Here is a 24,782-nt window from a genome sequence, read left to right as displayed (position 1 = left end):
TTTAACAATGAATAACAAGATTACTCGCATAGGAAGGCGTGAAGTAAATGATGAAAAATAATGCTTTAGCTGAATCAATCGCTGTACTCGACAGTATTTTATATATCGACGGAAAATTTTCTAAAGGCAAAGGGTCTCGCTTGCCTGTGCTAAACCCTGCAACGAGTGAGGTGATTGGTCATATTGCTGCAGCAACAACGGATGAGATTGATGCGGCTGTTTCTGCTGCACGTCATGCATTTGCTTCATGGTCTAAGCTTGTGCCAAAAACGCGTGCGATCGCTTTGCATCGTTTAGGCGACCTTATTGCTGCGGATGCCTTAAATATGGCAATGATCATGACAGCGGAACAAGGCAAGCCTGTTAATGAAGCAAAAGGTGAAATTCTAAAACTCGCTGAAGCATGTCATTTTTATGCTGAAGAAGCCACGCGAGTGCATGGTGAAATTATTCCCAATGATCAACAAGGATTCCAAAGTTTAGTGGTACGTGAACCGATTGGTGTGGTTGCTGCAATTACACCATGGAACTATCCCGCTGAGTTGGTGGGGTGGAAATTATGTGCCAGCCTTGCTGCTGGATGTAGCATCGTTATTAAACCTGCTGAATTGACGCCATTTACTGCTTTGGCAATTGCACAAAAATGTCATGCAGCGGGTATTCCTGCAGGAGTAGTCAATGTATTGACGGGTAAAGGCTCACAAGTGGGGCAGGCACTGGTCGAGCATCCGCTAGTGGATAAAATTGCATTTACGGGCTCAAGTGCAGTGGGTTTGCATATTCAACAAAGTTGCCCACAAGTGAAACGTCTGTCTTTAGAGTTGGGTGGCAATTGCCCGATGATTGTCACTGCGAGTGCCGATCTTGATGCAGCGGTCAAAGGTGCAGCACGTCGTAGCTTCCGTAATTGTGGGCAAATCTGTATTGCGATTAATCGCATCTATGTACATCGCGCAGTATATGAGGAGTTTGTTACTCAACTTGCAGCAGCGGCTGATGCATTGAGTGTCGATAATGGCTTGGAAAATCCATCTGCTGATCTCGGCGCAATGGCATCTGCTGAACCTTTAGATAAAACGCGTATCCATCTCCAAGATGCTTTGGTTAAAGGTGCACGATTGGTGGCTGGCGGTAAAGCACCAGAGGGGGCTCAATATGCCAAAGGACATTTTTTCCGCCCAACAGTGATCGCGGATTGTAAGCATAGTATGCAAGTCATGACCGAAGAAACGTTCGGTCCTTTGGTTGGAGTTGCTCCTTTTGATGATTTGGATGAGGCGATTAGCTATGCCAATGATACGCCTTATGGTTTAGCGGCTTATTGTTATGCACAAAATTTGACAGAAATTCATCGGGTTTCAGCGGGTCTTGACTATGGCAATGTCGCGATCAATAACGTTGATGCTGGAATAATGAATGCTGCTTATGGTGGTCGTAAGCAGAGTGGTGTTGGCTACGAACATGGTCGTGAAGGATTGCTTGAATATTTTAATTTCAAACATATTCGTTTACACCACGGCGTGGAGAATTGATTTATGCAAGTACTTCTAGGGATAGATATAGGAACTTCAGGATGTAAGGCTTTATTGATCAATATTGAAGGAAAAGTTGTTTCAGCCGATATCGCAACTTATCCATTGTCTAGACCTCGACCAGGTTGGACAGAGCAAGATCCTGAATTGTGGGTGGAGGGTGCGCGTCAGGCTGTCGCGGGGGCATTGGCCAAAGCGCCTCCAGTGCAAATATTATGTATTGGCTTGTCTGGGCAAATGCATGGTTTGGTTCCACTTGATGCTTCACAGCAAGTTTTACGCCCAGCTATTTTATGGAATGATCAACGTAATCAAGCTGAATGTGATGATATTGTCGTGGCTGCTGGTGGCTTAGATGGATTGCTTGCGGCAACCAATAACAGAATGTTGGTGGGTTATACCGGTGGCAAAATTCTTTGGATGCAACGTCATGAGCCTGAGCTGTTTGCGCGTATGCGTAGCATGTTGAACCCGAAAGATTATTTGCGTTTACGTCTGACTGGGGTGATTGCCACTGAGGTTTCTGATGCTTCTGGCACAGGCTTGTTTGATGTGCGTTCACGACAATGGGCGATGGGCTTGATTGAAAAGATAGGAATTGATCCTGCGATACTCCCACCGGTATTTGAATCACAAGTGATTTCAGGATACGTCTCAGCAGCAGGTGCAGCACTCTTCGGTCTTCCAGAGGGATTGCCTGTTGCGGGTGGGGGTGGGGATTCGGTAATTCAGACTTTTGGTTCAGGTGTGATTGAGCCGGGTGAACTGCAAACCACACTTGGTACAGGTGGGATTCTCGCTGCTGCCTTAGATACAGCACAAGAAAACCCAAAAGGTCGTTTGCAGGTTTTCTGCAATGTGGCTGCTGATAAATGGCATTGTATGGGTGTCTCTCTCAATGCTGGCAGTGCAATGAATTGGTTCCGTGAGAATTTTTGTCATATTGCTGACGGGCAACATCTTTCATTTGAGCAAATTGTCGCCAAAGCAACAGCGAGTACGGCGGGTGCAAAGGGCTTATTGTTTCTACCTTATCTGTATGGTGAGCGTTGCCCACATGCCGACCCTAAAGCGCGTGGTGCGCTTATCGGTCTCACTGCGCGACATGATTGTGGTGATGTTGCTCGGTCTGTGATGGAAGGGGTGGTGCATGCCTTGGCGGATATGTATTCCTTAATGCAGCCATTAGGGATTGAAAAGCAAGTGATTAAAGCTTCTGGGGGTGGTGCAAAGTCTACTCTTTGGCGACAAATTCAGGCCGATGTATTTGGTTGTGAGGTGGTGACGACCGATGGTGCTGCTGAAGGTGCCGCCTTTGGTGCTGCATTGGTTGCTGGCTTAGCAGTGGGGATTTGGCCTGATGCACAGAGTGCAATCAAAAACTTTCGGGCAATTTCTAGAGAACAGCCAAATTTGGCAGTCGCTGAGGTGTATGCACAAGCGCATGAAATGTATCGCAGTCTCTATCCCGTATTGGGGCAAACGCTTACCGCGTTAAGTTCGCCAATTTTTGACCAATAATTCTCAGGAGTTTTTTATGACTGCTTATTCTGCATTTATCTTTGATTTAGATGGCACACTGATTGATAGTGCGCCTGATATTGCGGAGGCTTTAAATATTGGCTTTGCTCAAAATGGTTGGCCCAAGCTTGAGGCGCATTTTGTTGAAAAATTTCTTGGCAATGGCCCACGTCGGCTGATTATCGATATTTTAGATGAATTGGATGTTGCCTATGACGAAGTAACATTACAGCAAACTTTACAATGTTATCAACAGGCGTATCTGGCCAATCCTGCGGGGCATACCCGAATTTTTCCACACGTACGTGAAGATCTTGAGGCGTTAAAATCGGCTGGGATAAAATTGGGTATTTGTACCAACAAAACCCATGCAATCACTGCTAAAGTGTTGCAGCAATTGGGCTTATCCGAGTTATTTGATGTGGCCTTAGGTGCGGATGCGGTACCTGCCTGTAAACCAGATCCAAAACATTTGTTGGCTGTGGCGGACGCGATGAATTTGGTTTCTGGTGGTTGGGCTTATGTTGGCGATACACCCATTGATCAACAAGCCGCAGTGGGTGCCGATGTGCCTTTTTTTGTTGTACCTTGGGGCGGTGGTCCAGAGGTGGAAATTTCTGCCAAGCAACGCTTAAGTCGTTTGGCGGATTTATTACAAGTTTGATTTGATGTGCTGTCAGGTGGCGGCTAGGAGTGTGGTGGTATGACCGTCAGTTTGTTACAGCGGATTCTTCAAGAAAGTGAAAACATGCATCGTGCTGAACGACGTGTGGCTGATTTTGTGGTGACATCACCATCTGAAGTGATTCAGATGAGTATGGCGAGTCTGTCTGAAGTCTGTTCTGTCAGTGATCCAACCATTATGCGCTTTTGCCGCCGTTTTGGTTTTGAGGGTTATCAGGATTTAAAACTTCAGTTGGCGCAGAGCTTAGTGCCATCTGCACCATTTGCTTATGAGCAAATTATTCCCAATGACAGTATTGAAAATATTGTGCGGAAAACCTGTCGTAATTCACTGAATGCAATTCAGCGCTTGGCTGAAGATTTAGTGCCAGAGCAAATCACGGCGGGAGCAGGTTGCCTTCAAGCGGCAAATTGGGTTGGCATTTATGCCACAGGAATGTCTGAAATCAATGCTGTGGATGCAGAACATAAATTTCAACGACTGGGTATCCGCTGTCAGGCCTTGCTTGGTACAAAGCACCAACGTATTCATGCCGATAGTGCCAGACCTGAAGAAGTTATTTTGATTTATTCGCAGTCTGGACATACGCGAAAAATGGTCGAGATTGCCAGCATTGCCCGTAAACGTGGTGCGAAAGTGGTTTCGATTACGGCACATGATAGTCCATTGGCACAGATTTCAGATGTGCTGATTGCTGTGCAGCCTTATGAGCATACCGAGCTTATGACGCCGTTGGCTTCACGCCTGAACCATCATCTGGTGACCAATATGTTAGTCACTGCCATTGCAATCGCAAGTGGTAGTCAATTTCCTGATCAATTGCCGGCGCTTGATTTATGGCACACGGACAAGATTTGATCAATTAAAAAGTAGCAGTGAAGCTGCGTAAGTAACAGGAGTACTGAATGAGTAATCAACAGGATGAAGCAAAAAAAGTAGCAGGACGCCGAGTAATTCAGGATTTTATCCATGATGGTATGAAATTGGGCTTAGGTTCTGGAACGACGTCGCATTTTTTTGTTCGAGAGTTGGGTGCACACATCCGAGAACATGGATTAACCCTGACGTGTACCACCACTTCTCGTTCAACCATTGAGGTGGCACAACAGGTGGGGATTGAAATCACGGATCCCAATGAGATCGGTGAAATTGATCTGACCATTGATGGTCCAGATGAAGTTGATCACCAGTTTAATATGATCAAAGGTGGTGGTGCTTGTTTGCTTTGGGAGAAGATCATCGCACACGCTTCTAAACAAATGATCTGTATTTGTGATGAAACCAAGATTGTCGATTGTTTGGGTGGCTTTCCGCTTCCAGTTGAGGTGGTGCAATTTGCATGGAAGCAAACCTTAGCAATGGTTGAACGTGTACTTGCAGAACATGGTATTGACAATATACGGATTGAACGTCGAATGCGTGATGGGCAACCCGTCGTGACAGACAGTGGTCATTTTATTCTAGACTGCCATTGTGGGCCAATAATCAAAGATCCATCACCATTAGAGATTGAGCTCAATCGAATTCCGGGTGTGGTCGAAAATGGTCTGTTTACTCGTGAAGCGGTGGGGATGGTGGTGGCGTGTTTTGATGGAACCTCTTACGTAAAAATGCGATAATATAGTAAAACTATATTTTATTGTTATAAAACTAAAATCGATTTACCAGAATAAAATGGTTGATATTTCTCTTAAATATCCGTGTTTATTATATATTTAAGCTTTTATTGTTTAATTTTAAGTATCTATTTATTGTATCTAAAGATTATTTTTTAAATATTCTGCATGGGATGTTATTGACAGTTTAATTAAAAATGTAGTATTACTAGATTTAATAAATAAGGAATAAAGGAGATATTCCAATGACAAAATCAAATCAGGGCGGAATAACCCGCCGTAATCTATTTAAAAGCGCAGTTGCAGCAGGTATAGGACTGAGTTTGGGGGGAGGGCTTATAGGATGTAGTCGTTCTACATCAACCGCAACTCGTCTTTCAATTCCATATTCCAATAAAAGTCTTGATTACTACTTTTTTGTGATTCAGGAAGAAGCTGTTAAACGTGCGGTGCAAGCCAACTCAGGCGAGTTTCAAGCCACCAATGCAAACTTTGACAGTACCCGTCAGCTTGAGCAGTGGCAGAGCTTACTCTTATCAAAACCATCTGCAATTATTTCAGATTCAATAGACAGTCAGGCGATTGTTTCTGCCATCCAGCGCTATAACCAGCAAAAAATTCCTGTCGGTATCATCGATACGCCTGCGGATGGTGGTGATGTCGCAATTACTGTAAGTTTTGATAATTTTCAAGGCGGTGTCATTGCTGCTGAGGAAATTGTAAGTCGTTTGGTCAAAAAGTACGGAAAGCCAAAAGGTAAAGTCTTGAATTGTTTTGGTGCTTTGGCTTCTGTGGCATGGCGTTTACGTAAAGAAGGTATGGATTCAATTTTTGCGAAATACCCAGAAATTACCTATTTGTCTCGACCGACTGAAGGACAACTGGAAAAAATGCTGGCGGTAACTTTATCTACCTTATCTGAGCATCCTGATCTAGATGCAGTACATGCACCTTCTGACTCTCCTGCACGCGGTATTGCGACTGCATTGCAACAAAGAAATCGTTGGAAGAAGGTCGGTGAGGAAGGCCATGTTATTTTTGTGACGATTGATGGTGAGCCAATTGCTTTGAAATGGATTCAGGAAGGCTATATGGATGCATGTGTATCTCAAGACCCAATTGCTTATGGTGAGATTGCGGTTGAAATGCTAACTAAGCATTCATTGAAAAATGCAGAAGTGCCTTTGGGTGAATACCACAACACCAAGTACTTTTGGGAAAAAGGCGTCATCGTAAAAGGTAAAACAGGACCAACACTGATTATTCCAGCTTTTGTCATCAATAAGGACAATGCAAGTGATGCAAGACATTGGGGGGCAGTGGCTGAGAAGGATTGGGGCATTCCCTATGCTTAATTCGCATTGAGTAAAGCAGACTTGTTCCAGTGATGACAAATAAGCAATGTTGAGAGAAAAAATGGGATTACATGAACGGAATATTGATAAGGCAATTAATGAGAAGATCCTAAGCATTGAGAACGTGACTAAAAGTTATGGTGTGGTTCAAGCACTACGCGGTGTCACGGTTGAGATTCGTAAAGGTTCTATTCATGGCTTGCTGGGTGAAAACGGTGCAGGTAAATCCACATTGGTTGGCATTATTTCGGGACAAGTCACCCCTACATCTGGGCGAATTATTTTAAATGGTCGTGTACTTGAGCATGTTGATGTCAAAGCAATGGAAGCCGCTGGGGTTTTCTTGGTGACACAAGAGCCAATGATCATTGACAACATGACCGCAGAAGAAAACCTGATGTTGGGTATCTGGCCGAATAAAAAAGGGTTTATCGATTGGAAAACTTTGCGTGGCAATGCAAGTCGCATGCTTGAAGGAACCAATATCGATGCCAAAGCGCTAGCAGGGCATTTAAATGCGGTGGCACGACGTAAGTTAAATATTCTACGGGCGATGTTCTCTGGTGGTCGGGTGATTATTTTGGATGAGCCAACAGCGGCATTAACTGTTGCTGATCGCCGTCAGTTATTTGATTTTATGCATAAATTAAAAGCTACGGGGGTAACGTTTATCTTTATCTCACACTACAACGATGAAATTCTTGAAATTTGTGATGCGGTGACTGTATTACGTGATGGCAGTTTGGCAGGTGGTTCTGACAATGTGAGTAACATGAGCGCTGAACAACTGACTGAGTTGGTGATCGGGAGAGACCTTGCGCTTTTTCAACGGGAGCGATGTGATTACACCAGTCAAATCCCTGCTGTTCGTTTACAAAATATATATGGCAAAGATTTGGCCTTGCAACAACTGAACATAGGTCCAGGCGAAGTGATTGGATTTACTGGTCTGCCTGGCGCAGGCGCCAAAGAAATTGCTCGGGCAATCTTTGGATTGCATCCTGCAAAAGGTTCGATCTCAATGCATGGTGAAGATGCGCAAGCTTTAGCAACATCTCCACATGAAGCCTTTGATATGGGAATTGCTTATCTTTCTGATGATCGTCGTCATGATGGGGCGGTTGGACAGATGTCAATTGGATCGAATATTGCGCTGTCTTCTTTATTGCAACGCTCAAAATTGGGATTTATCGATCAACAGGCAGAGGATTCGGTGATTCAGCATTATTTTAACGCAATGGGGGTGAAAGCACCGAATGCTGAATATGCAGTGGATACATTGAGTGGTGGTAATCAGCAAAAAGTGTGCTTGGGACGAGTGTTGGCAGCAAAGCCACGATTGCTGATGGTGGATGAACCGACACGTGGAATTGATATTGGGGTGAAACAAGATGTATTGCGCATCATTGATGAACTTAGTCGTGCTGGTGTTGCGGTCATCATTGTTTCAACCGATATGGACGAATTGGCTCGTGTGGTCGATCGCGTGTGTATTTTTGATCAAGGGACTGTAAAAGAAACATTGACGGGGCAGGAGATTACCGTCGACCGTCTACGCGCATCCGTTCAGGCGTGATGTCACGAGACAATAATAAGGATAGATGCAATGAGTAAGGAGAGATGCAATGGGTAATGAAATAGCAGCAGACAATAAGATCACCAACATTACAGCAAAGAAAAATACTCGCGAAATTTTAGGTTGGGTGCTCCACAACGTGGTCTGGATTTGGTTGATCGCTTTGGTCATCATTTTTGGTGCATTTAATGAATACTTTCTTACCGTGTTTAATTTGCAAAATATCATGGTGCAGGCAACCGTTTTAGGGCTTTTGGGTTTGGCTGTCGCATTGCCATTGTTGATTGCTGAAATCGATCTTTCAATTCCAGCAAATGCCGGTTTTTCCGCTGCTGTAGGTGCACTTGCTTATTCTGATTGGGGATTACCTTGGTTTGCCGCGATTTTACTGGGCTTATTGGTCGGTACTTTTATTGGGTTCTTTAACGGTTGGTGTATCACCCAATTAAAAATGGTTGCGTTGATCCAAACCCTAGCAATGATGATCATCCTTCAAGGTGCACTTTTGGCCTTAACACAAGGCAAAACGCTGAATAATTTTGCAGAAGCTTATACCTGGATTGGGCAAGCAACCCTCGGGACTTGGCCATTAATGCCGGTGGTATTTCTGATCATGTTGTTGATTATTGGCGTGATGTTGAAACATACCGTTTTGGGTCGTTCAATCTATGCTGTAGGTGGAAATCCTGCTGCTTCACTCTCTGCGGGAATCCGAGTGAAGCGTATCAAAATTATGACCTATACCATTTCTGGGTTTCTTGCTGCTCTTGCGGGATTCTTACTGGCTTCATGGCAAATGGCGATTACATCAAATCAAGGCTCAAGCTATCTACTCTATGCGATTGCGGCGCCCATTATTGGTGGTGTCAGTGTATTTGGTGGGCGTGGCAATGTGAAAGGCGTATTGGGTGGTGTATTGCTACTCACGATCATTCAGGTCGGACTTGCAATTATCAATGTGCCTTCTTTTTATGTCGGAATGATTGGAGGAATCATGATTTTTATTGCAGTACTGATTGATGCTTTCCGCGTCCGTTATTTTGGTTAATTTACTCAACTTGATCGAGGAAAAAGCACAATGTCTTTTCAACCACATGGTCAGCACTTAATCGCAGGGAAGTGGATTGCGACTGATCAGACTTTTACCAATAACCCGATTGATGGTTCAGTATCTCGTTTTTCTGTCGGTCATCGTGAACTTGTCAATCAAGCATGCCAAGCGGCAGAAGATGCTTTTTGCACTTATGGTTACTCAACGCTTGAGCAGCGCGCGACTTTTCTCAATGTCATTGCTGATGAAATCGAAGCTCGAGCAGATGCGATTACCCAGATTGGAACCCAAGAAACAGGGTTGCCCAAGGCTCGACTGGAAGGAGAACGTGGACGCACTGTGGGGCAGCTGCGACTTTTTGCTGCACATATTTTGAAAGGTGAGTTTTTGGATCGCCGTCATGATGTTGCACTTGCGGATCGAAAGCCACTGCCACGTCCAGATATTCGTTTGATGCAACGCCCAATCGGACCAGTTGCAGTGTTTGGTGCATCAAATTTTCCGCTGGCATTTTCAACGGCAGGCGGGGATACAGCATCGGCATTGGCCGCAGGGTGTCCAGTTGTGGTTAAAGGGCATGAGGCACATCCAGGTACAGCGGAGATTGTTGCTGAAGCGATTCATGCTGCGATTGAAAAATGTGGACTGCACGTTGGTGTATTTAGTTTAGTCCACGGTGGAGCATTAGATGTTGGTCAAAGTTTAGTACAACATCCGTTGATTAAAGCGGTTGGATTTACAGGTTCGTTGCGTGGTGGACGTGCTTTATATGATCTTTGTGTTGCACGTTCAGAACCGATCCCGTTCTTTGGTGAACTGGGTTCTGTCAATCCAATGTTTATTTTGCCCAATGCGATTGCCAATCGTGGTGCTGAAATTGCCAAAGGCTGGGCGGAATCATTGACATTAGGCGCTGGTCAATTCTGTACCAATCCCGGGGTCGCCGTGTTGATCGAAGGTTTAGCAGCAGAAGCCTATATTCAAACTGTTGTAAAAACACTTGAATCTGTTCCAGCACAGGTCATGTTAACCGATGCGATTGCCGAGGCTTATCGTGAAGGGCATAAACGTTTGGCAAATACAGCAGATGTAAGTGAAGTCTTTAGTTCAAGCAGTGATTTGCGTAATGCGAGTCCTTATCTGTTTGTTACAACAGGCAAAGCATGGCTGGAGAATAAGACCTTAGAAGAAGAAGTATTTGGACCGCTGGGTTTAGTGGTTATTGTTAAAAATATCGATGAATTGATGCACGTGGCGAAGTCCCTTGAGGGGCAGATTACTTGTACGCTTCATCTTGATCAAGCAGATCATCATGTTGCAAGTCAATTACTGCCTGTACTGGAACGTAAAGCAGGTCGTATTCTTGCAAATAGTTTCCCGACTGGGGTTGAGGTATGTGATGCCATGGTTCATGGTGGACCCTATCCAGCTTCAACAAACTTTGGTGCAAGCTCTGTAGGTACGCTGGCGATTCGTCGCTTTATGCGTCCTGTGTGTTATCAAAATATTACGGAAGACTTACTTCCTGTGGATTTACGTTAAGTAAAAATCAAGCGCAATGTGCTTGAAAATAAAGGCAATGAGATGAATTAAAGGAGATGGTTTTATCTCATCATTAAACTCTAACCCGAATTGAAATAAATATAATTTTAATGAGTGCGCTCTTTACTCCATCCAACTGAATGAATCAGAGGGATAAGGCAAACTCATGCTTAAAAAAGGAATTTAACATGAAAACAAACGTATGGATTGTTGGAACAGGGGTTTTTTTATTGTCGCAAATTGCATCTGCGATTGAATTTGGTGGCTATTTTCGTACGGGAATCGGTGCAACTGAAAATGGCAAAACACAAGAGTGTTTTCAACTCACGGGAGCGCCGACCAAGTATCGTCTTGGAAATGAATGTGAACAATACGGTGAGTTTTTTGCCAAACAAAACCTGATCAAGTTAAAAGATAATTCCGAAATTAACATCAACGGAATGCTTCAGTTTTATAACCGATATGGGCAAACATTAAGTTTTAATGACGACAATGGTTTTACCCGAATGAACCAAATTTATTTGGATTGGAGAAATATTTCCTATCTGAATGGGGCAAATGTCTGGGCAGGCAGGAGATTTTATCAACGTAATGACATTCACATGTCCGATTTCTTTTATTGGAATCAGAGTGCTACTGGCTTCGGTATTGATGATTATAAAATCAATGACTTGTCCTTAAGTTATGTATTTTCCCGAAAAGACAATGTATTTCAGAAAAAATATATCAATCGACATGATGTGACAGTGAAAGGGATTCCAATCGGTTCTAAAAATACAATCAATACTGGTTTGTCATTGATTGATGCAGATGAGATGGGCTGGGCACTGACTGTGCAAAATGTCACGGCTGAGGTATTGAATGGTAAAAATACCGTGGCGCTACAATATGGTCAAGGCGCTGGGATCGGGCTGAGTTATACCGGTAACCCTGAGCTGGATCGTGATACTTCTTCACTGCGCTTTCTTGAAATCTTGGATTGGACCTCAGACAGTAAGAAATTCAATGGACAAGCTCAATTTATTTACCAAAAAGACCAACTAAAGAATCAACAAGATCGTGATTGGATTTCAGTGGGCTCTCGGGTGGCTTATGTGGTTCAAGATCATTTTAAAATTTCCACTGAAATTGGCTATGACCAAATCAAGGCCAATGACCAAACCCGTAATCTGACCAAATTGACACTGGCACCAACCTGGTCGATAAAAGGCACAGGCTATTATGATCGTCCAGAACTGCGCCTTTATTATACCTATGCATTTTGGAACGATAATGAGCAAAAAATGCGTGACTTGGTGATGCCGAATAACAATTTTCACAATGTGAATCGTGGTTCAAACTTTGGTGCTCAATTGGAATATTGGTGGTAAGGCTTTAATTGATTATTCAAAATGAGTGGTCTTATAAGATCGCTCATTTTAAAAAATGCGTCTCAATTGAAAATATGACTCAATTAAAAATGACATCAACCATTGCAACACAACCCAGTGGAATAAGTCAGCAGCAGAAAGGCACAACAAAAAAAGCAACAACGGAAAACAACACCCAAGGAAGCAATCACAATGAAAGCATTGGTACTGGAAGAAAAAGATAAACTGCAAATTCGTGATATTGAGATCAATGAATATCTAAGCGCAACTGATGTACGCATTAAAATTGCCAAAGTGGGTATCTGTGGCAGTGACGTGCATTATTATCAGCATAGTCGAATTGGTGATTTTATTGTCAATGCACCAATGATTCTGGGGCATGAAGCGAGTGGGATCATTGTTGAAGTAGGTTCAGCAGTTCAACATTTAAGAATAGGCGATCGTGTATGTATGGAGCCTGGGGTTTTTGAGCCAAATTCTCCAGAAGCGATGCAGGGTTTGTATCATCTTGATCCGAATATTCAGTTTTGGGCAACACCGCCTGTACATGGTGTATTGCGTGAGTCTGTGGTTCATCCTGCAAATTTAACCTTTAAGTTACCAGATCATGTCAGCCTTGAAGAAGCGGTGCTGGTTGAACCTTTGGCCTCAGGTGTACATGTGGCTCGCAAAGTGGGTATTTCACCTGGAGATACTGCTGTGGTTACTGGTGCAGGGACGATTGGTGCTTTAATGGCATTGGCATTACTCGCATCAGGTTGTAGTCGAGTCATCATTACGGATATAAAACAACAGAAGTTGGATTTTTTAGTCCAGCATTATGGTGAGCGTTTAATTGCATGTAATGTCGCACAGGAAGATTTAAAGTGCTTTGTGCAACGGCACTTTGTCGGTGGTGTCGACCTATTTGTTGATTGTAGTGGTCATGCAAGTGCAATTACAGCAGCGCCCGATTGTCTAAAACCTGCGGGAAAACTGATTTTTGTTGGAATGCCACAACACGCTGTGCCGATGGATATTGTTGCCATGCAAGTCAAAGAGATTGAGACGATTTCAATTTTCCGTTATGCAAATGATTATGAGCGTTCTATTGCGCTGATTGCTTCTGGTCAAATTAATGTAAAGCCTCTAATTTCAAAAAATTTTCATTTTAATCAAAGTATTCAAGCATTTGAGTTGGCGGCATCGGCACCTGCAGATATGATTAAAATTATTATTGATTTTGATCTTTAATTTCTGAATCATTAAGCACTTAAATAGGCGAGGAGGGATGCTTTTATTTAAAAATGTAGTGTTTAAAAATATGTGCCCCTTACCAACAGAGACATCTAGGTCGCCCTATGGTAGGACAACCATCTAGGATTCAAAAGTACAAAAAACGAATTAATAACCAATAGTATCTAAAAGTTTATACAAAAATATATGCTTTATTTATGATCAATGACTAGATATAAATCACTTGTATAAATAATGCGTTGGTTTGGTTGTATTTATTATATTAATCAAATGAAAATTAAATAATAACCTTGGATGGTATGATTTTAATTTTTTATTTATAGTCTGAATTTTTTGATCATCATAAATAATAATTAAGCATTTAAGATAATAAGTTTTTTATTATTCAAGTGATTTTTATTTGTATGTTTAATTCAATTGAATTTACTAAAACCCTAAAAGAAAATACTTTATACATATCGGTCTTTATATTTGTCGTAATTTGTCAATGAATTCGTGGTGAAATGTCAATACGCATATTTCTAAATTTTATACTTTAACACTGTGTTGTGAATATTTATCAATAAAACTCCACAACTTTTATAACTTTAAGAAATGATTTAAATCAATACCAATCGATAAGACAGCACGAAGGATTTGTGAATCTTGGTATGTATTTTAGTTTGAGACGACGATATAGACCATGACAAGAAAATTTTTATAAATTGGAGTACGTATGCAAGATTTTAATTTATCCAAGTGGGCATTTTTAATTTCAACAGTAGTTTATTCAAGCTATTCTTTTGCGGGTTTTAATGTAAATCCAATTGTAGACAGCTATGAAAATAAAAATAGTCCTCAACCAATTGTGCTTGTACATGGCTTAGCAGGGGCAGAACATGTAAAGTTTTTAGGAAAATTTTCTATTTATGACTACTGGGGCTCAACATTAACTCAATTGGCTGAACAGTCTACACCAGCGATAGCAGTTTCTATAAGTCCTTTAAATAGCAATGAATATCGTGGTGAAGAATTAATCAAGCATTTACAGTATATTCAAACGACTTACTATCGTGATGACGTTAAATTTAATTTAGTAGGACATAGTCAAGGTGGACCGACATCTCGTTATGCGCTTGGGGTTAAACCTGAGTTGGTGTCCTCCATCGCGACTGTTGGTTCTCCACATCGGGGAAGTCCATTTGCTGATCAAAATATCCAAGAATATGAAGCAACTGGAAAATTAGATATTAGCAGTATGTTGCCTTATTCTTCGCTACAGTCTGTGTTGAATTTTTTGCAAAATATCATTTATAGACATGATTTTTTAAGTGCACTTCATAAAATTATAATTGATGGCAGATTAGATGAAAATGATATTAAAACCTTTAATGCCAACACCTCGTTCTGGGTGTGGGGCGGTGAGGGTGTTAGAAAATTACCAGATGAAGATTATCGTCGTAACAGTCTAAATTATATTAATTTGCTTGAAGGGATCCGAGCCAATAGTGCCAAAAGTATGCAAGATTTTAATACTTTATTCCCTGAAGGTATTCCCATTTCCGCTCAATGTCTAAAACAGACAGCTAATCCAAGCGATTATAATTTACCTAATACACCTGATCGATATTTTATCAAAGGATCCGATGGACATTCCTATCCTATTTATATGACATCGTGGACGGGAAAAATTGATGAAGTGGTAAATTTATTTCCCAACCAAGCACATGATGGTACGGTCTCGGTATGTAGTAGTCGTCTAGGAAACTTAAAAGGAATTTATAACTGGAAACATAGAGAACAGTCAGGAACGTTTAATAAATACGATGAATCATTCTCAGTTTCAGGCTGGCCTTGGAATTGGGGTTGGGTTCAAACACCGACAAAATGGGCAACAATTCCAAACCCAATTGATGTTTTAAAAGATCATGCAAATTATTTAAAGGAAAATAATATGTGATTGACTTTGGGCTATATTGATCTATAAAGAATAAATATAGTCTGATTTTATTTAAAACAAAAATCAGGGATTTTAAATGAAAAAAAGTATTTTAGTTTCATCTTTTTTTCTAGTGGTTATTGTTTGTTTTCTATGGATTATGTTTAAGCAAACAGATAAACAAATAAGTAATCAGGAGGATTTGAAGCCAGATCAAGCGGCCGCTTTAAATATAGGCAGTATAAAACCAAACAGTGGTTTTATACCCATTGCGGTTGATGCGTTTGGAGGGAATATTTACTGTGAATTAAGTTTTGATGCAAATCAAACTTTTGTTTTGGATAATATGACCAAGGATTGTTTTGATAAGTTGTTAAAAAATAATCCAACTGAATCTGATCCTACCAATTTTGGTTTAAATTTTTTCAATAAGCTGTTGGTTGATCCGACTCAAAGCATTGTAAAGGATTTATGGATAAGGTATGTCAAATATACCGATCAGGTCATTTTAACGCATAAGGCACATTCGAAAAATCAAGCGAATTATATAAATGCGAAAAAACTGGTAGATGCGATTCGATCTATCCGAGCAAGATTTTTCACCCCCTTTGAGATAAAGGCATTATTTGGTGCAAGTGACAAAATTGAAGATTATGAGTTGGTTGTTTTAAAAATAAATGAATCTACAGGGAAGACAGATGATGAAATCGAACAGGAACTCAATGCAGCGATAAACAATCTGCCTGAAAAATCTAGAAAGGCCATAAAGTTTAATAAAGACTTTAACGATGTATCTCGTAAAGTTCAGGAAATAAAAAATAGAGGAGGTTCACAGGAAGATATACGCAAGGAGCGGTTAAAAGTGTTTGGTCCTGAAGTGACCGAGCGCATGGAAGCTGTTGATAAATCAAGAGTGCAATTTAAAAACCAAGCAGAAATATATATGCAAAAGCGAGGTGAAATTTTGCAACGTGATTTAAATATGCTTGATCAGGAAAAATCAATTGAAGCGCTTAGAAAAGAAATTTTTAGTGACAGATATGATAAACGGAGAATTATCAGTTTGGAAAAAATTTATGATACGGAAAAATCGCTAGATATTCTCAATTAATGTAAGTGTATTCAATGAATCAATCTAGTTAATGGGACCGTAGAGAATAAATAAATTTAGGTCTTATTTAGTATTTGTAATCTAGCCATAGTTTAAGGAGTAAAGTATGACAGCCAAAATTACACGACGAGAACTTATTCAAAAAAGCCTATTCGGTTTTGGTGCACTGTCTTTATCTACGGGTTTTACGGGATGTAATGACAGTTCAGATCGAGAATCAACAACACTACAAGTCAATTTTGAACATGGGGTTGCCAGTGGAGACCCTTTACAAGATCGCGTGATTTTATGGACACGCTTAACGCCCAATGATAGCAGCGCACGTTTGCAAGTGACTTGGGAAATTGCTTTAGATGATCAATTCAAGCAAATCATTAAAACAGACAAAGTCACCACAGCAAAAGCACAAGACTTCACGGTGAAAGTTGATGCCACAAACTTAAAACCAGATCAACGCTATTTCTATCGTTTTAGCTTTGGCAATAAAGTTTCACCAGTTGGACAAACCAAAACGCTACCAATCAACCCCAGCAAAGTCAGTTTTGCGGTATGTTCTTGCGCGAATTATCCAGCAGGGTATTTCTATGTTTATCGTGAAATGGCCAAGCAAGATGTTGATGTGGTAATTCATTTGGGTGACTATATTTATGAATATGGTCAAGGTGGTTATGCAACAGAAGATGCAGTGAAGTTAGGACGTACTTTGGCTGCGGACAATAATCAAGAAATTATCAAGTTAGATGATTATCGCAAACGCTATGCGTTATATCGTAAAGACAAAGATTTACAAACATTGCATCACCGTCATCCATTTATTGTGATTTGGGATGATCATGAGTTGGCAAATGATACATGGCGAGATGGTGCTGAAAATCACCAAGCCAATGAAGGGGCTTTCCTCGATCGTAAACTTGCTGCATTACAAGCATACTTTGAATGGATGCCGATTCGTCCTATTTCCGCAAATGATCATCTCAATATTTATCGCCAGTTTGACTTTGGTTCACTGGTGCAATTGACCATGTTAGATACCCGTATCCTTGCCAGAGATAAGCAACTGGAATATACCGATTATATCACCGCTTCTGGTATGGATTTTCAACGTTTTCAGACTGACTTAACCAATCAGAATCGAACCTTGATGGGGTATACCCAACGTGAATGGTTACAGCAAAAGTTGGCTCAATCCAAGGCAACGTGGAATGTATTGGGTCAGCAAGTGTTGATGGGTAAGATATTAATCCCTGCTGAATTACTGGTACCGTTGAGTGCAGTTCTGAGTGGAAACGCAACTCAAGAGGTTTTAAATCAAATCAATACGATGATCATGGAGTTAGTGCAACTGAAAATGCGTGTGCTACAGGGCGATCCAACATTGACAGCAATTGAAAAGGCACGTTTAACCACTGTCGCACCTTATAATTTAGATGCTTGGGATGGTTATTATGCTGAACGTGAAATTCTGTATGGTACCTTAAAAGCATTGAACAAGAAGGTCGTAGTGCTGGCAGGTGATACCCATAATGCATGGTCATCAGAGTTGTATAGTCAGGCGGGTGATTTTGTCGGTGTTGAGCTGGCGACAAGTTCAGTGTCATCGCCGGGAATTGAAAAGTATCTCAATATTCCAGTGGAACAGTTACAGCAGTTTGAAATGGCGTTTACCACACTGATTGATGAATTGGATTATACCAACCTAAATCAACGTGGTTATCTGAATGTCAGCTTTACTGCAACGCAGGTTCAAGCGGACTGGATCTATGTCGATACCATTAAAGAGCCGCAATATACTGTGGATACAAAACGTGGGCATCAAGTGGTGTTGAATAATCAATTGGTCAATGCCCGCTCGATTAAGAAAACTGCTTAACAAAAGACTATTTAATTTTATATCGCCTGACTACTGAAGAAGATTTAGATGCTATTGCTATCACATCATTTCTTCAGTAGTACATGGCTAAACTGTCTTTGTACACATAATGATTGAAATAACACAAGAATATCAGGAGTAAAAAACCATGGCTGGATTATCGATTTGGCACGTACTTATTTTTGCAATTGTGGTGATCTTACTTTTTGGCACATCTAAATTAAAAAATTTAGGTAAAGATGTCGGCGGTGCGGTGAAGGATTTTAAAAAATCAATTCAAGATGATGAAACAACCACTGCTGCATTGAATGAACCAAGAACACAGGAACATCAAAATAGTAATGCTGATGTGAACTCTACGGTAAAGCACTAAAACTGGAGAACTAACACATGCTTGATGTCGGATTTTCTGAATTATTGGTTTTTGGGATTATTGCGCTGTTGGTGTTAGGACCTGATAAACTCCCTGAAGCTGCGCGTTTTGTTGCGAAATGGTACAGTAAATTGAAACGTCTCATCAGCAATGTTCAGAACGACATTGACCGTGAATTACGCTTATCTGAATTGCGCGAACAGATGCAGAATGAGATGCAGCGTATTCAAGAATTAGAGCAAAAAATGCAGGCGCAGATGCATGAGCTACAGCAATTATCGGCTATGCCTGGAGATGCTATACAGCAAGAGCAAGCGCCAGCACGATTAGAGAAACAGCAATTAGAGCAACCGCAATTAAAAGAACAGCAAATAGCCCAGCTGAGAGTGAAGCAGATTTATCAACCTGTCTCACGTGATATTCCTACAGTCTATTTGCCAAGTATCTGGCTAAAACAAGTTCAATGTAATGATGAAAAACTCAGTATTGATATTGTTCAATCCAAGTCAATATCGCAATTGAAGGTGGCCGTATGACATCAATGATACCGCAGCTACAAGAGCAAGTTTCCGAAGAAGCGACTCAGCTTGAAGCAATGCCAATCACCCGACATTTGATGGTGTTGCGTCAGCATCTGTTTAAAATTATCGGGGTATTGATTGTGCTTTTTTTCTGTTTGTTGCCATTTGCAAACAGAACTTATTCAATGTTATCTGAACCACTACGTGCCCAATTACCTGCCAGTTCGACCATGATTGCTACAGATGTAACTGCAACATTTATGGCACCTTTTAAACTGAATTTCTTTATTGCGCTGATGCTGGCGATGCCTTTTATTATTTATCAGATTTGGGCATTCATTAAACCTGCGTTGTATGAAAAAGAAAAGAGTCTGGCATTCCCATTGTTATTGAGCAGTATTTGCTTGTTTTATTCAGGGATTGCCTTTGCCTATTTTATTGCCTTACCTTCGATTCTGCATTTTTTTATCAGTGTTTCACCTGATACCGTTGCGCCAATGACAGACATTAATAGTTACTTAAGTTTCTGTTTAAAACTCTTTTTGGTGTTTGGGGTCACTTTTGAAATTCCAATTATTACACTGGTATTGATTTTAATCGGTTTGGTCAGCACGCAAACGCTGGTGGAAAAAAGACGCTTTATTATTGTGGGCTGTTTTTTTATTGCGATGTTTGCCACGCCACCAGATGCTATTTCGATGATCATGTTGGCAATTCCAATGTGGATGTTGTTTGAATTGGGATTGGTATTTGGCAAGATGATTGAAAAACGTAAACGTGTATAAGTGCTGATTTGTAGCGAAAGTGGTTAAGTGTTGCTTTGTTCTATTCAACCCTTCTTTTTTAAAGCAGACGAATTTATATTTAAGTGTATAAATTCGCCAGATCTCTAGATTTTAACCTATCCTTGTCTCATGGGTGAGTTCGTAATACTGTTCTAAACCCCACATGCGTTGCAGCCAAATCAAACTCTTGCGGATATCGACTACTATTTCGATAACGAGAGCAATAACTCGAAGCACATAAGAAAGAACCACCTTTAATCACATATTGGGTTGCTGCGATGCTTTGCTGACGCAGATCAGTATAATTTCCCATATGTTGATCATGCGCGCCTTGATATACAGAAGAGGTCCACTCCCAGACATTCCCAATCATATCGAACAATTGGAACGCATTGGCAGGGTAGCAGCCGACAGGTGCCACACCTGCAAAATGGTCTTCAACAGAATTATGCATTGGAAATTCACCTTGCCAATAATTGGCTTGTGGATGTTGATGGGCATCCTGAGGCGCTTGATGCAGTGGCGTATCGGTTTTTGAGCCCGCCTTTGCAGCATATTCCCATTCTTGTTCGGTAGGTAAATCTCGTCCTAACCAAACTGCGTAATGTTCAGCATCATTTTTGGTCACATAGCGAACAGGTTCAGCAGGGCGTGGAGCTTGACCCGAAGCGCCATTGGGCGTTTTCCAAGTGTAATCAGACTTGAGTTGCCACCACTGATTAGGCTTATTGGCATCTGGTGAAAATACAGCTGCCTGTTTCTGTTGCTCTGCGTCGGTTACATAGCCTGTTGCTTTTACAAAACTACTAAACTGCGCCACAGTCACTTCGGTTTGATCGATCCAGAAACCCTCAACTTGACGTTGTTTTTGCCCAAAATTGAGTTCATCGGGATAGGCTTTATCGGAGCCGAGCTGAAATGAACCTTTGGCAATCCAAACCATACCTGCTGTTGGCTTTTTTTGCCATGCATTGGGTAAACCTGAATAGTGTTCGCATTGCTGCAATGAACCAAGTGGTATAGAAGCTTTGCTGGTTTGTTTGGGAGAATGGTGCGAGTCGGGCGTAGCTTTATTGCAGCCTGTTACAAGGAACAGGCTGCACAGTGAAATTAAAAGAGGGCTAAACTTCATTGAATGTTGTATTCCTTCACCCCATTTTGTTGGGTATATTTGTTATACACATCAAGTAGTTCTTGTAGTTTTACTGGGTTATTTTGTGCAAGGTTTTGGGTTTCACCACGGTCATTTTTTAAGTTATATAATTCCCAAGCTCCCGTTCCTAGCTCTGCTTTACCTTGTAAAGCAATTTTCCATTCGCCTTGACGCGCATATTTACTGCCATGCAATTCATCTGCAAAACTAAAGTTTACAGGACGAATCGCCTGTGCTTTATTTTCAAGCACCGATTTCCACGAGTAACCGCTTGGGGTATTAATCTGACGACCTTTATATTGACTTTGTGGGACAGCAATATTGGCATAATCTAAAACAGTTGGGAAAACATCGAGCACTGAAGCAAAACCATGATAGGTTGCTTGCGCTTTATTTTGATGAGGAAGTTTAACAATGGCTGGTGCTGTGGTTGCACCTTCACCCGCAGTATCTTTCCATAAATGGAAAGGTGCAGCACTGACTTCAGCCCAACGCGGACCGACATAGTGATAAGAACTGGATGTACCGACATTGTTCACCCGATTATCAAAACCTGATTCAGCCCCATAACTACCACGAATAAAGCCTTCAGCTCCATTATCTGAAACAAAGAAAATTAAAGTATTGTCGTATAAGTTATTGCGTTTTAAATACTCAATCACGCGTCCAATATTGGCATCAAGGTTTTCGACCATACCCGCATAGATTTCCATTCTGCGTGCTTCTAAGACTTTTTGCTCTGTGGAAAGTTCATTCCATTTGCCATATTTTTGTGGTGCATTTTTTGTCGCAATCGGTTCGGCTGCAGTAAAGTTAGCTGGAATTAGACCAAGTTGTTTTTGGCGGGCAATACGACCATTACGGATCGCATCATAACCAGCATCGTAAACGCCACGATAACGGTCACGATATTCAGCTGGGGCTTGTAATGGCCAATGAGGTGCGGTGTAAGCAGCATAGGCAAAGAATGGTTTTCCTGAATTTTTACCTGACTCTAAATAACTAATTAGCTTATCGGTGAAGTAATTGGTTGAGAAAAAGTCATCGGGTAATGCTGAAATTGGAACAACTTTACCATCCTCCGTATAGGTGGCATTACGTTTATATGCACTAGGCGCTTGTTTAAAGTGTAAATCTAGACCTTGCAATAGCGTAAATGAATGATCGAAGCCTTTTACATGTGCGTTAGTTTCAGCGGTTAAACCGAGGTGCCATTTTCCACTGATATAGGTTCGGTAGCCATTATCTTTAAGCACTTCTGCTATTGAGAGTGAGCGCTCATTTAAGTAGCCCTCATAACCCGGCTGGCCTTTTAAGTGGGCAGGAGTGAGCTCAGCCATAGCCCCAATGCCAGCTAAGTGATGGTCTGTACCCGAAATTAATTGTGAACGCGTCGGTGAGCAGGTTGGGGCAGTATGGTAGTCCGTTAAAATACGACCTTCTTTGGTCAGTGCGTCAATATTTGGGGTGTGTATTTCTCCACCAAATGCCCCTAAATCCGAATAACCTAAATCATCAGCCATGATAAATAAAATATTCGGTTGTTTCTTGGTTTCCACCACAGTATTTGAATGGTCTGAATCATTATTACATGCTGAAATAGAAAGACTGATTAATGCAATAGAAAGTGTTGTAAGCAGATTTTTATGAGACATACGTGTCGACTTGGTTTTTTAAAAAATTAGGCTGAGTTTAGAGCGTTAATTTTTATGGTAAAAATAATTAAAATTTGATTGTTAATCTGAAAAAAAGAAAAGCCCTCAATATGCTTCCGAATAGATGTTGAAATCATTTAAAAGGAAGTATGTTGAGCTGTTTAATAAAACCAAAATACTTCTAGGCTTAAAAAAATGAGCACCATCAGCTTATAGCAAGGCCTTGGATATGCTTTAGGCATATTAGGAAAGTTTTATATTCGTGATAGTTTAATACATGATATTCAAATACACCTTTGTAATATCATTGGTTTTAGCATAGCAACAATTTGAATTTATCCAGTTCTACAATTTAATCTGATTAAACTTTAAACGCCGATGTAAATAAACAAGTCACTTTGATTGCGAATGAATGTTTTTTAAACAAAAATATACAGAACTGTCTGTTTTTATGTTGATGGTGTATTGATTAATTGAAGATTAATGTGATAAATTCTACAGAATTAGAGGGAGATCTTTTTTAAAGATTCTTGATGCCTTGATCCTATTTCCCTTCCCCAAGGGAAATAGGAGTTTTTAAGGATTAATAAAAAACAACAGATAAAGATGTTTATAAAAGACTGAAAATACATTATCTCAATGGGAACATAGATAAATTTTATAAAATAACACATTTGTATGAATTCTGCTTTTAAGAGTGAAAATACAAATCTATAGGTAAGTATTACGATGAAAATTTATGAAATGATATTTCATAAAGGAACTTATGAACAAACACGCTTATTTTATATTCAGAATAATAAAGCTTCACGTCAGCATTTTATTGAAAATATGCGTTTAGAACTTGAGCAAGAACTCAAGGACTTCAATCTCAGTTGTAAGTCTCAGTATAAGCATGATTTATTTGCCTTGTACAAAAAAGTCCAAAAAGAAAGCCACTTACATTTAGATGCGATGGAAGATGAATTTATACAAAATTCAAAAGCCATTTTTGATCAATGTATTTGTTTAATTGTTAAAAGTCATGAGGTTTTAAATGTTGTAAAACCGCTGATTTAAAAAAGTATCAGTCAAAATAAATAATCATTAAAAATCAATTCTATAAATTGGTAAGTTGGTCGTTTTATTGTCTTCAATCATAGTACAGCCAATTGCCGTTGTGCTAATTCATAGCCTTGATCTGCGGCTTTTTTCAGCCATTCTTTTGCTTTATTGATATCTTGAGGTAGACCTAAATTTCCATCTAAGTATAGAGATCCCAATTTAAATTGTGCTGTCACATCACCATTTTCAGCCGACTTAAGATACCAATAATTTGCAAGATCTAGATCTTTCTTGATATTTTTCCCATCTGAATATTCTTCAGCTAAATTGTATTGTGCCATCGCATTGTTCTGATTTGCAGATTTGGTCAGCCATTCAATACCTTTACGGGTATTTTTACCGACACCTGAGCCCCATAAATAACTCATTGCTAAACTGAGTTGAGATTCTGAATCACCCGCTTCTGAGGCTCTTTTAAACCAAAAAACACCTTTTTCTTCATCAAAGGACACACCCTGATTGCCACTGCTATAAAGATAACCCACTTGGTATTGCGCTTTTACGTCCCCATTGTTGGCTTTTTCGAGTAGGGCTTCAAAACTTTCTGCAAATACAAGTGTAGTGGGAAAAAATGTAAGAATAATCAGAGGGTACATCAGTTTTTTAATTTTAAATTTCTTCATTTTTTCAATCATTTGTATCTTTTAATCAATAAAATTAAAGTGCAAAATTAAGTTATAGTCAACTTAATTTGAGCCAAGACTTAGTCTATTTTGTCTTTCAAGCTTAGCTCCCTAGGGAACTAAACTTACCTAAATAATGAAAATGAAGAGCTTATATCACTCGACAAATTGGGGTAAAAGACGCT

22 protein-coding genes are annotated in these 24,782 nt (G+C 40.5%); 19 read left to right on the top strand and 3 right to left on the bottom strand.

Translation table 11 applies throughout. The features are described 5' to 3' along the window. Positions 1 to 47 precede the first annotated feature (47 nt). The 18 genes from FHR28_RS12555 (at position 48) to tatC (ending at position 20,062) form a co-directional block, all read left to right on the top strand. Positions 48 to 1,532 carry an aldehyde dehydrogenase family protein gene (locus FHR28_RS12555; RefSeq protein WP_166782720.1) on the top strand — a complete coding sequence of 495 codons (1,485 nt, stop codon included), beginning with the start codon at positions 48 to 50 and terminating at the stop codon, positions 1,530 to 1,532. A gap of 3 nt (positions 1,533 to 1,535) precedes the next feature. Beyond that, positions 1,536 to 3,053 (top strand): xylulokinase, encoded by a 1,518-nt coding sequence (xylB, locus tag FHR28_RS12550; RefSeq protein WP_166782719.1) that lies wholly within the window; start codon positions 1,536 to 1,538, stop codon positions 3,051 to 3,053. Between the two features lie 16 nt (positions 3,054 to 3,069). Beyond that, positions 3,070 to 3,717, top strand: coding sequence for an HAD family hydrolase (locus FHR28_RS12545; RefSeq protein WP_004721514.1), 648 nt, complete (start codon positions 3,070 to 3,072; stop codon positions 3,715 to 3,717). A gap of 39 nt (positions 3,718 to 3,756) precedes the next feature. Further along, positions 3,757 to 4,596 (top strand): MurR/RpiR family transcriptional regulator, encoded by an 840-nt coding sequence (locus tag FHR28_RS12540; RefSeq protein ID WP_004721513.1) that lies wholly within the window; start codon positions 3,757 to 3,759, stop codon positions 4,594 to 4,596. Positions 4,597 to 4,643: 47 nt separating this feature from the next. Beyond that, positions 4,644 to 5,357, top strand: coding sequence for a ribose 5-phosphate isomerase A (rpiA, locus tag FHR28_RS12535; protein WP_004721510.1), 714 nt, complete (start codon positions 4,644 to 4,646; stop codon positions 5,355 to 5,357). A gap of 242 nt (positions 5,358 to 5,599) precedes the next feature. Next, positions 5,600 to 6,709, top strand: a complete 1,110-nt coding sequence (locus FHR28_RS12530) for a sugar ABC transporter substrate-binding protein (protein WP_166782718.1) — start codon at positions 5,600 to 5,602, stop codon at positions 6,707 to 6,709. 46 nt (positions 6,710 to 6,755) lie between these two features. Continuing rightward, positions 6,756 to 8,285 (top strand): sugar ABC transporter ATP-binding protein, encoded by a 1,530-nt coding sequence (locus tag FHR28_RS12525; RefSeq protein ID WP_228722067.1) that lies wholly within the window; start codon positions 6,756 to 6,758, stop codon positions 8,283 to 8,285. A gap of 49 nt (positions 8,286 to 8,334) precedes the next feature. Then, positions 8,335 to 9,333: an ABC transporter permease gene (locus tag FHR28_RS12520; protein WP_004721504.1), complete on the top strand. Its 999-nt coding sequence runs from the start codon at positions 8,335 to 8,337 to the stop codon at positions 9,331 to 9,333. A gap of 30 nt (positions 9,334 to 9,363) precedes the next feature. After that, positions 9,364 to 10,878 (top strand): aldehyde dehydrogenase (NADP(+)), encoded by a 1,515-nt coding sequence (locus tag FHR28_RS12515; protein WP_166782717.1) that lies wholly within the window; start codon positions 9,364 to 9,366, stop codon positions 10,876 to 10,878. 188 nt (positions 10,879 to 11,066) lie between these two features. Beyond that, complete coding sequence (locus FHR28_RS12510; protein WP_166782716.1) at positions 11,067 to 12,248, top strand: maltoporin; 1,182 nt, start codon at positions 11,067 to 11,069, stop codon at positions 12,246 to 12,248. An 8-nt stretch (positions 12,249 to 12,256) separates the two neighbouring features. After that, complete coding sequence (locus tag FHR28_RS12505; RefSeq protein WP_166782715.1) at positions 12,257 to 12,472, top strand: hypothetical protein; 216 nt, start codon at positions 12,257 to 12,259, stop codon at positions 12,470 to 12,472. Further along, complete coding sequence (locus FHR28_RS12500; RefSeq protein WP_166782714.1) at positions 12,441 to 13,481, top strand: NAD(P)-dependent alcohol dehydrogenase; 1,041 nt, start codon at positions 12,441 to 12,443, stop codon at positions 13,479 to 13,481. The genes FHR28_RS12505 and FHR28_RS12500 overlap by 32 nt, the downstream gene beginning before the upstream one ends. Before the next feature lie 718 nt (positions 13,482 to 14,199). Continuing rightward, the gene (locus FHR28_RS12495) at positions 14,200 to 15,423 is read left to right on the top strand and encodes an alpha/beta fold hydrolase (RefSeq protein ID WP_166782713.1); all 1,224 of its coding nucleotides are present in this window, start codon (positions 14,200 to 14,202) and stop codon (positions 15,421 to 15,423) included. A gap of 76 nt (positions 15,424 to 15,499) precedes the next feature. After that, positions 15,500 to 16,513, top strand: a complete 1,014-nt coding sequence (locus FHR28_RS12490; RefSeq protein ID WP_166782712.1) for a lipase secretion chaperone — start codon at positions 15,500 to 15,502, stop codon at positions 16,511 to 16,513. A gap of 106 nt (positions 16,514 to 16,619) precedes the next feature. Then, entirely contained in the window at positions 16,620 to 18,383 is a 1,764-nt protein-coding gene (locus FHR28_RS12485) for an alkaline phosphatase D family protein (RefSeq protein ID WP_166782711.1), read from the top strand. Positions 18,384 to 18,531: 148 nt separating this feature from the next. Beyond that, entirely contained in the window at positions 18,532 to 18,756 is a 225-nt protein-coding gene (gene tatA, locus FHR28_RS12480; protein WP_056512930.1) for a Sec-independent protein translocase subunit TatA, read from the top strand. 17 nt (positions 18,757 to 18,773) lie between these two features. Beyond that, a complete protein-coding gene (gene tatB, locus FHR28_RS12475; protein WP_166782710.1) occupies positions 18,774 to 19,292 on the top strand; it encodes a Sec-independent protein translocase protein TatB in 519 nt (172 codons plus the stop codon). Beyond that, positions 19,289 to 20,062 carry a twin-arginine translocase subunit TatC gene (gene tatC / locus FHR28_RS12470; protein WP_166782709.1) on the top strand — a complete coding sequence of 258 codons (774 nt, stop codon included), beginning with the start codon at positions 19,289 to 19,291 and terminating at the stop codon, positions 20,060 to 20,062. Before tatB ends, tatC begins: the two co-directional genes overlap by 4 nt. Before the next feature lie 127 nt (positions 20,063 to 20,189). Here the strand turns inward: tatC and FHR28_RS12465 are convergent, their stop codons facing one another. Continuing rightward, complete coding sequence (locus FHR28_RS12465; RefSeq protein ID WP_056512937.1) at positions 20,190 to 21,194, bottom strand: SUMF1/EgtB/PvdO family nonheme iron enzyme; 1,005 nt, start codon at positions 21,192 to 21,194, stop codon at positions 20,190 to 20,192. Then, positions 21,191 to 22,870: an arylsulfatase gene (locus tag FHR28_RS12460; protein ID WP_166782708.1), complete on the bottom strand. Its 1,680-nt coding sequence runs from the start codon at positions 22,868 to 22,870 to the stop codon at positions 21,191 to 21,193. The genes FHR28_RS12465 and FHR28_RS12460 overlap by 4 nt, the downstream gene beginning before the upstream one ends. Before the next feature lie 729 nt (positions 22,871 to 23,599). Between FHR28_RS12460 and FHR28_RS12455 the strand changes: the two genes are divergently transcribed. Then, on the top strand, positions 23,600 to 23,929 hold the full coding sequence (locus tag FHR28_RS12455) for a hypothetical protein (RefSeq protein WP_004721480.1): 330 nt from the start codon (positions 23,600 to 23,602) through the stop codon (positions 23,927 to 23,929). Between the two features lie 77 nt (positions 23,930 to 24,006). Here the strand turns inward: FHR28_RS12455 and FHR28_RS12450 are convergent, their stop codons facing one another. Beyond that, complete coding sequence (locus FHR28_RS12450) at positions 24,007 to 24,597, bottom strand: tetratricopeptide repeat protein (protein ID WP_228722066.1); 591 nt, start codon at positions 24,595 to 24,597, stop codon at positions 24,007 to 24,009. Between the last annotated feature and the right edge of the window lie 185 nt (positions 24,598 to 24,782).

It is taken from the genome of Acinetobacter sp. BIGb0196 (genome assembly GCF_011759595.1).
Lineage (GTDB): Bacteria > Pseudomonadota > Gammaproteobacteria > Pseudomonadales > Moraxellaceae > Acinetobacter > Acinetobacter guillouiae.
The sequence above is the reverse complement of the archived record's forward strand: the minus strand, read 5'-3'. Positions and strand labels throughout refer to the sequence as shown.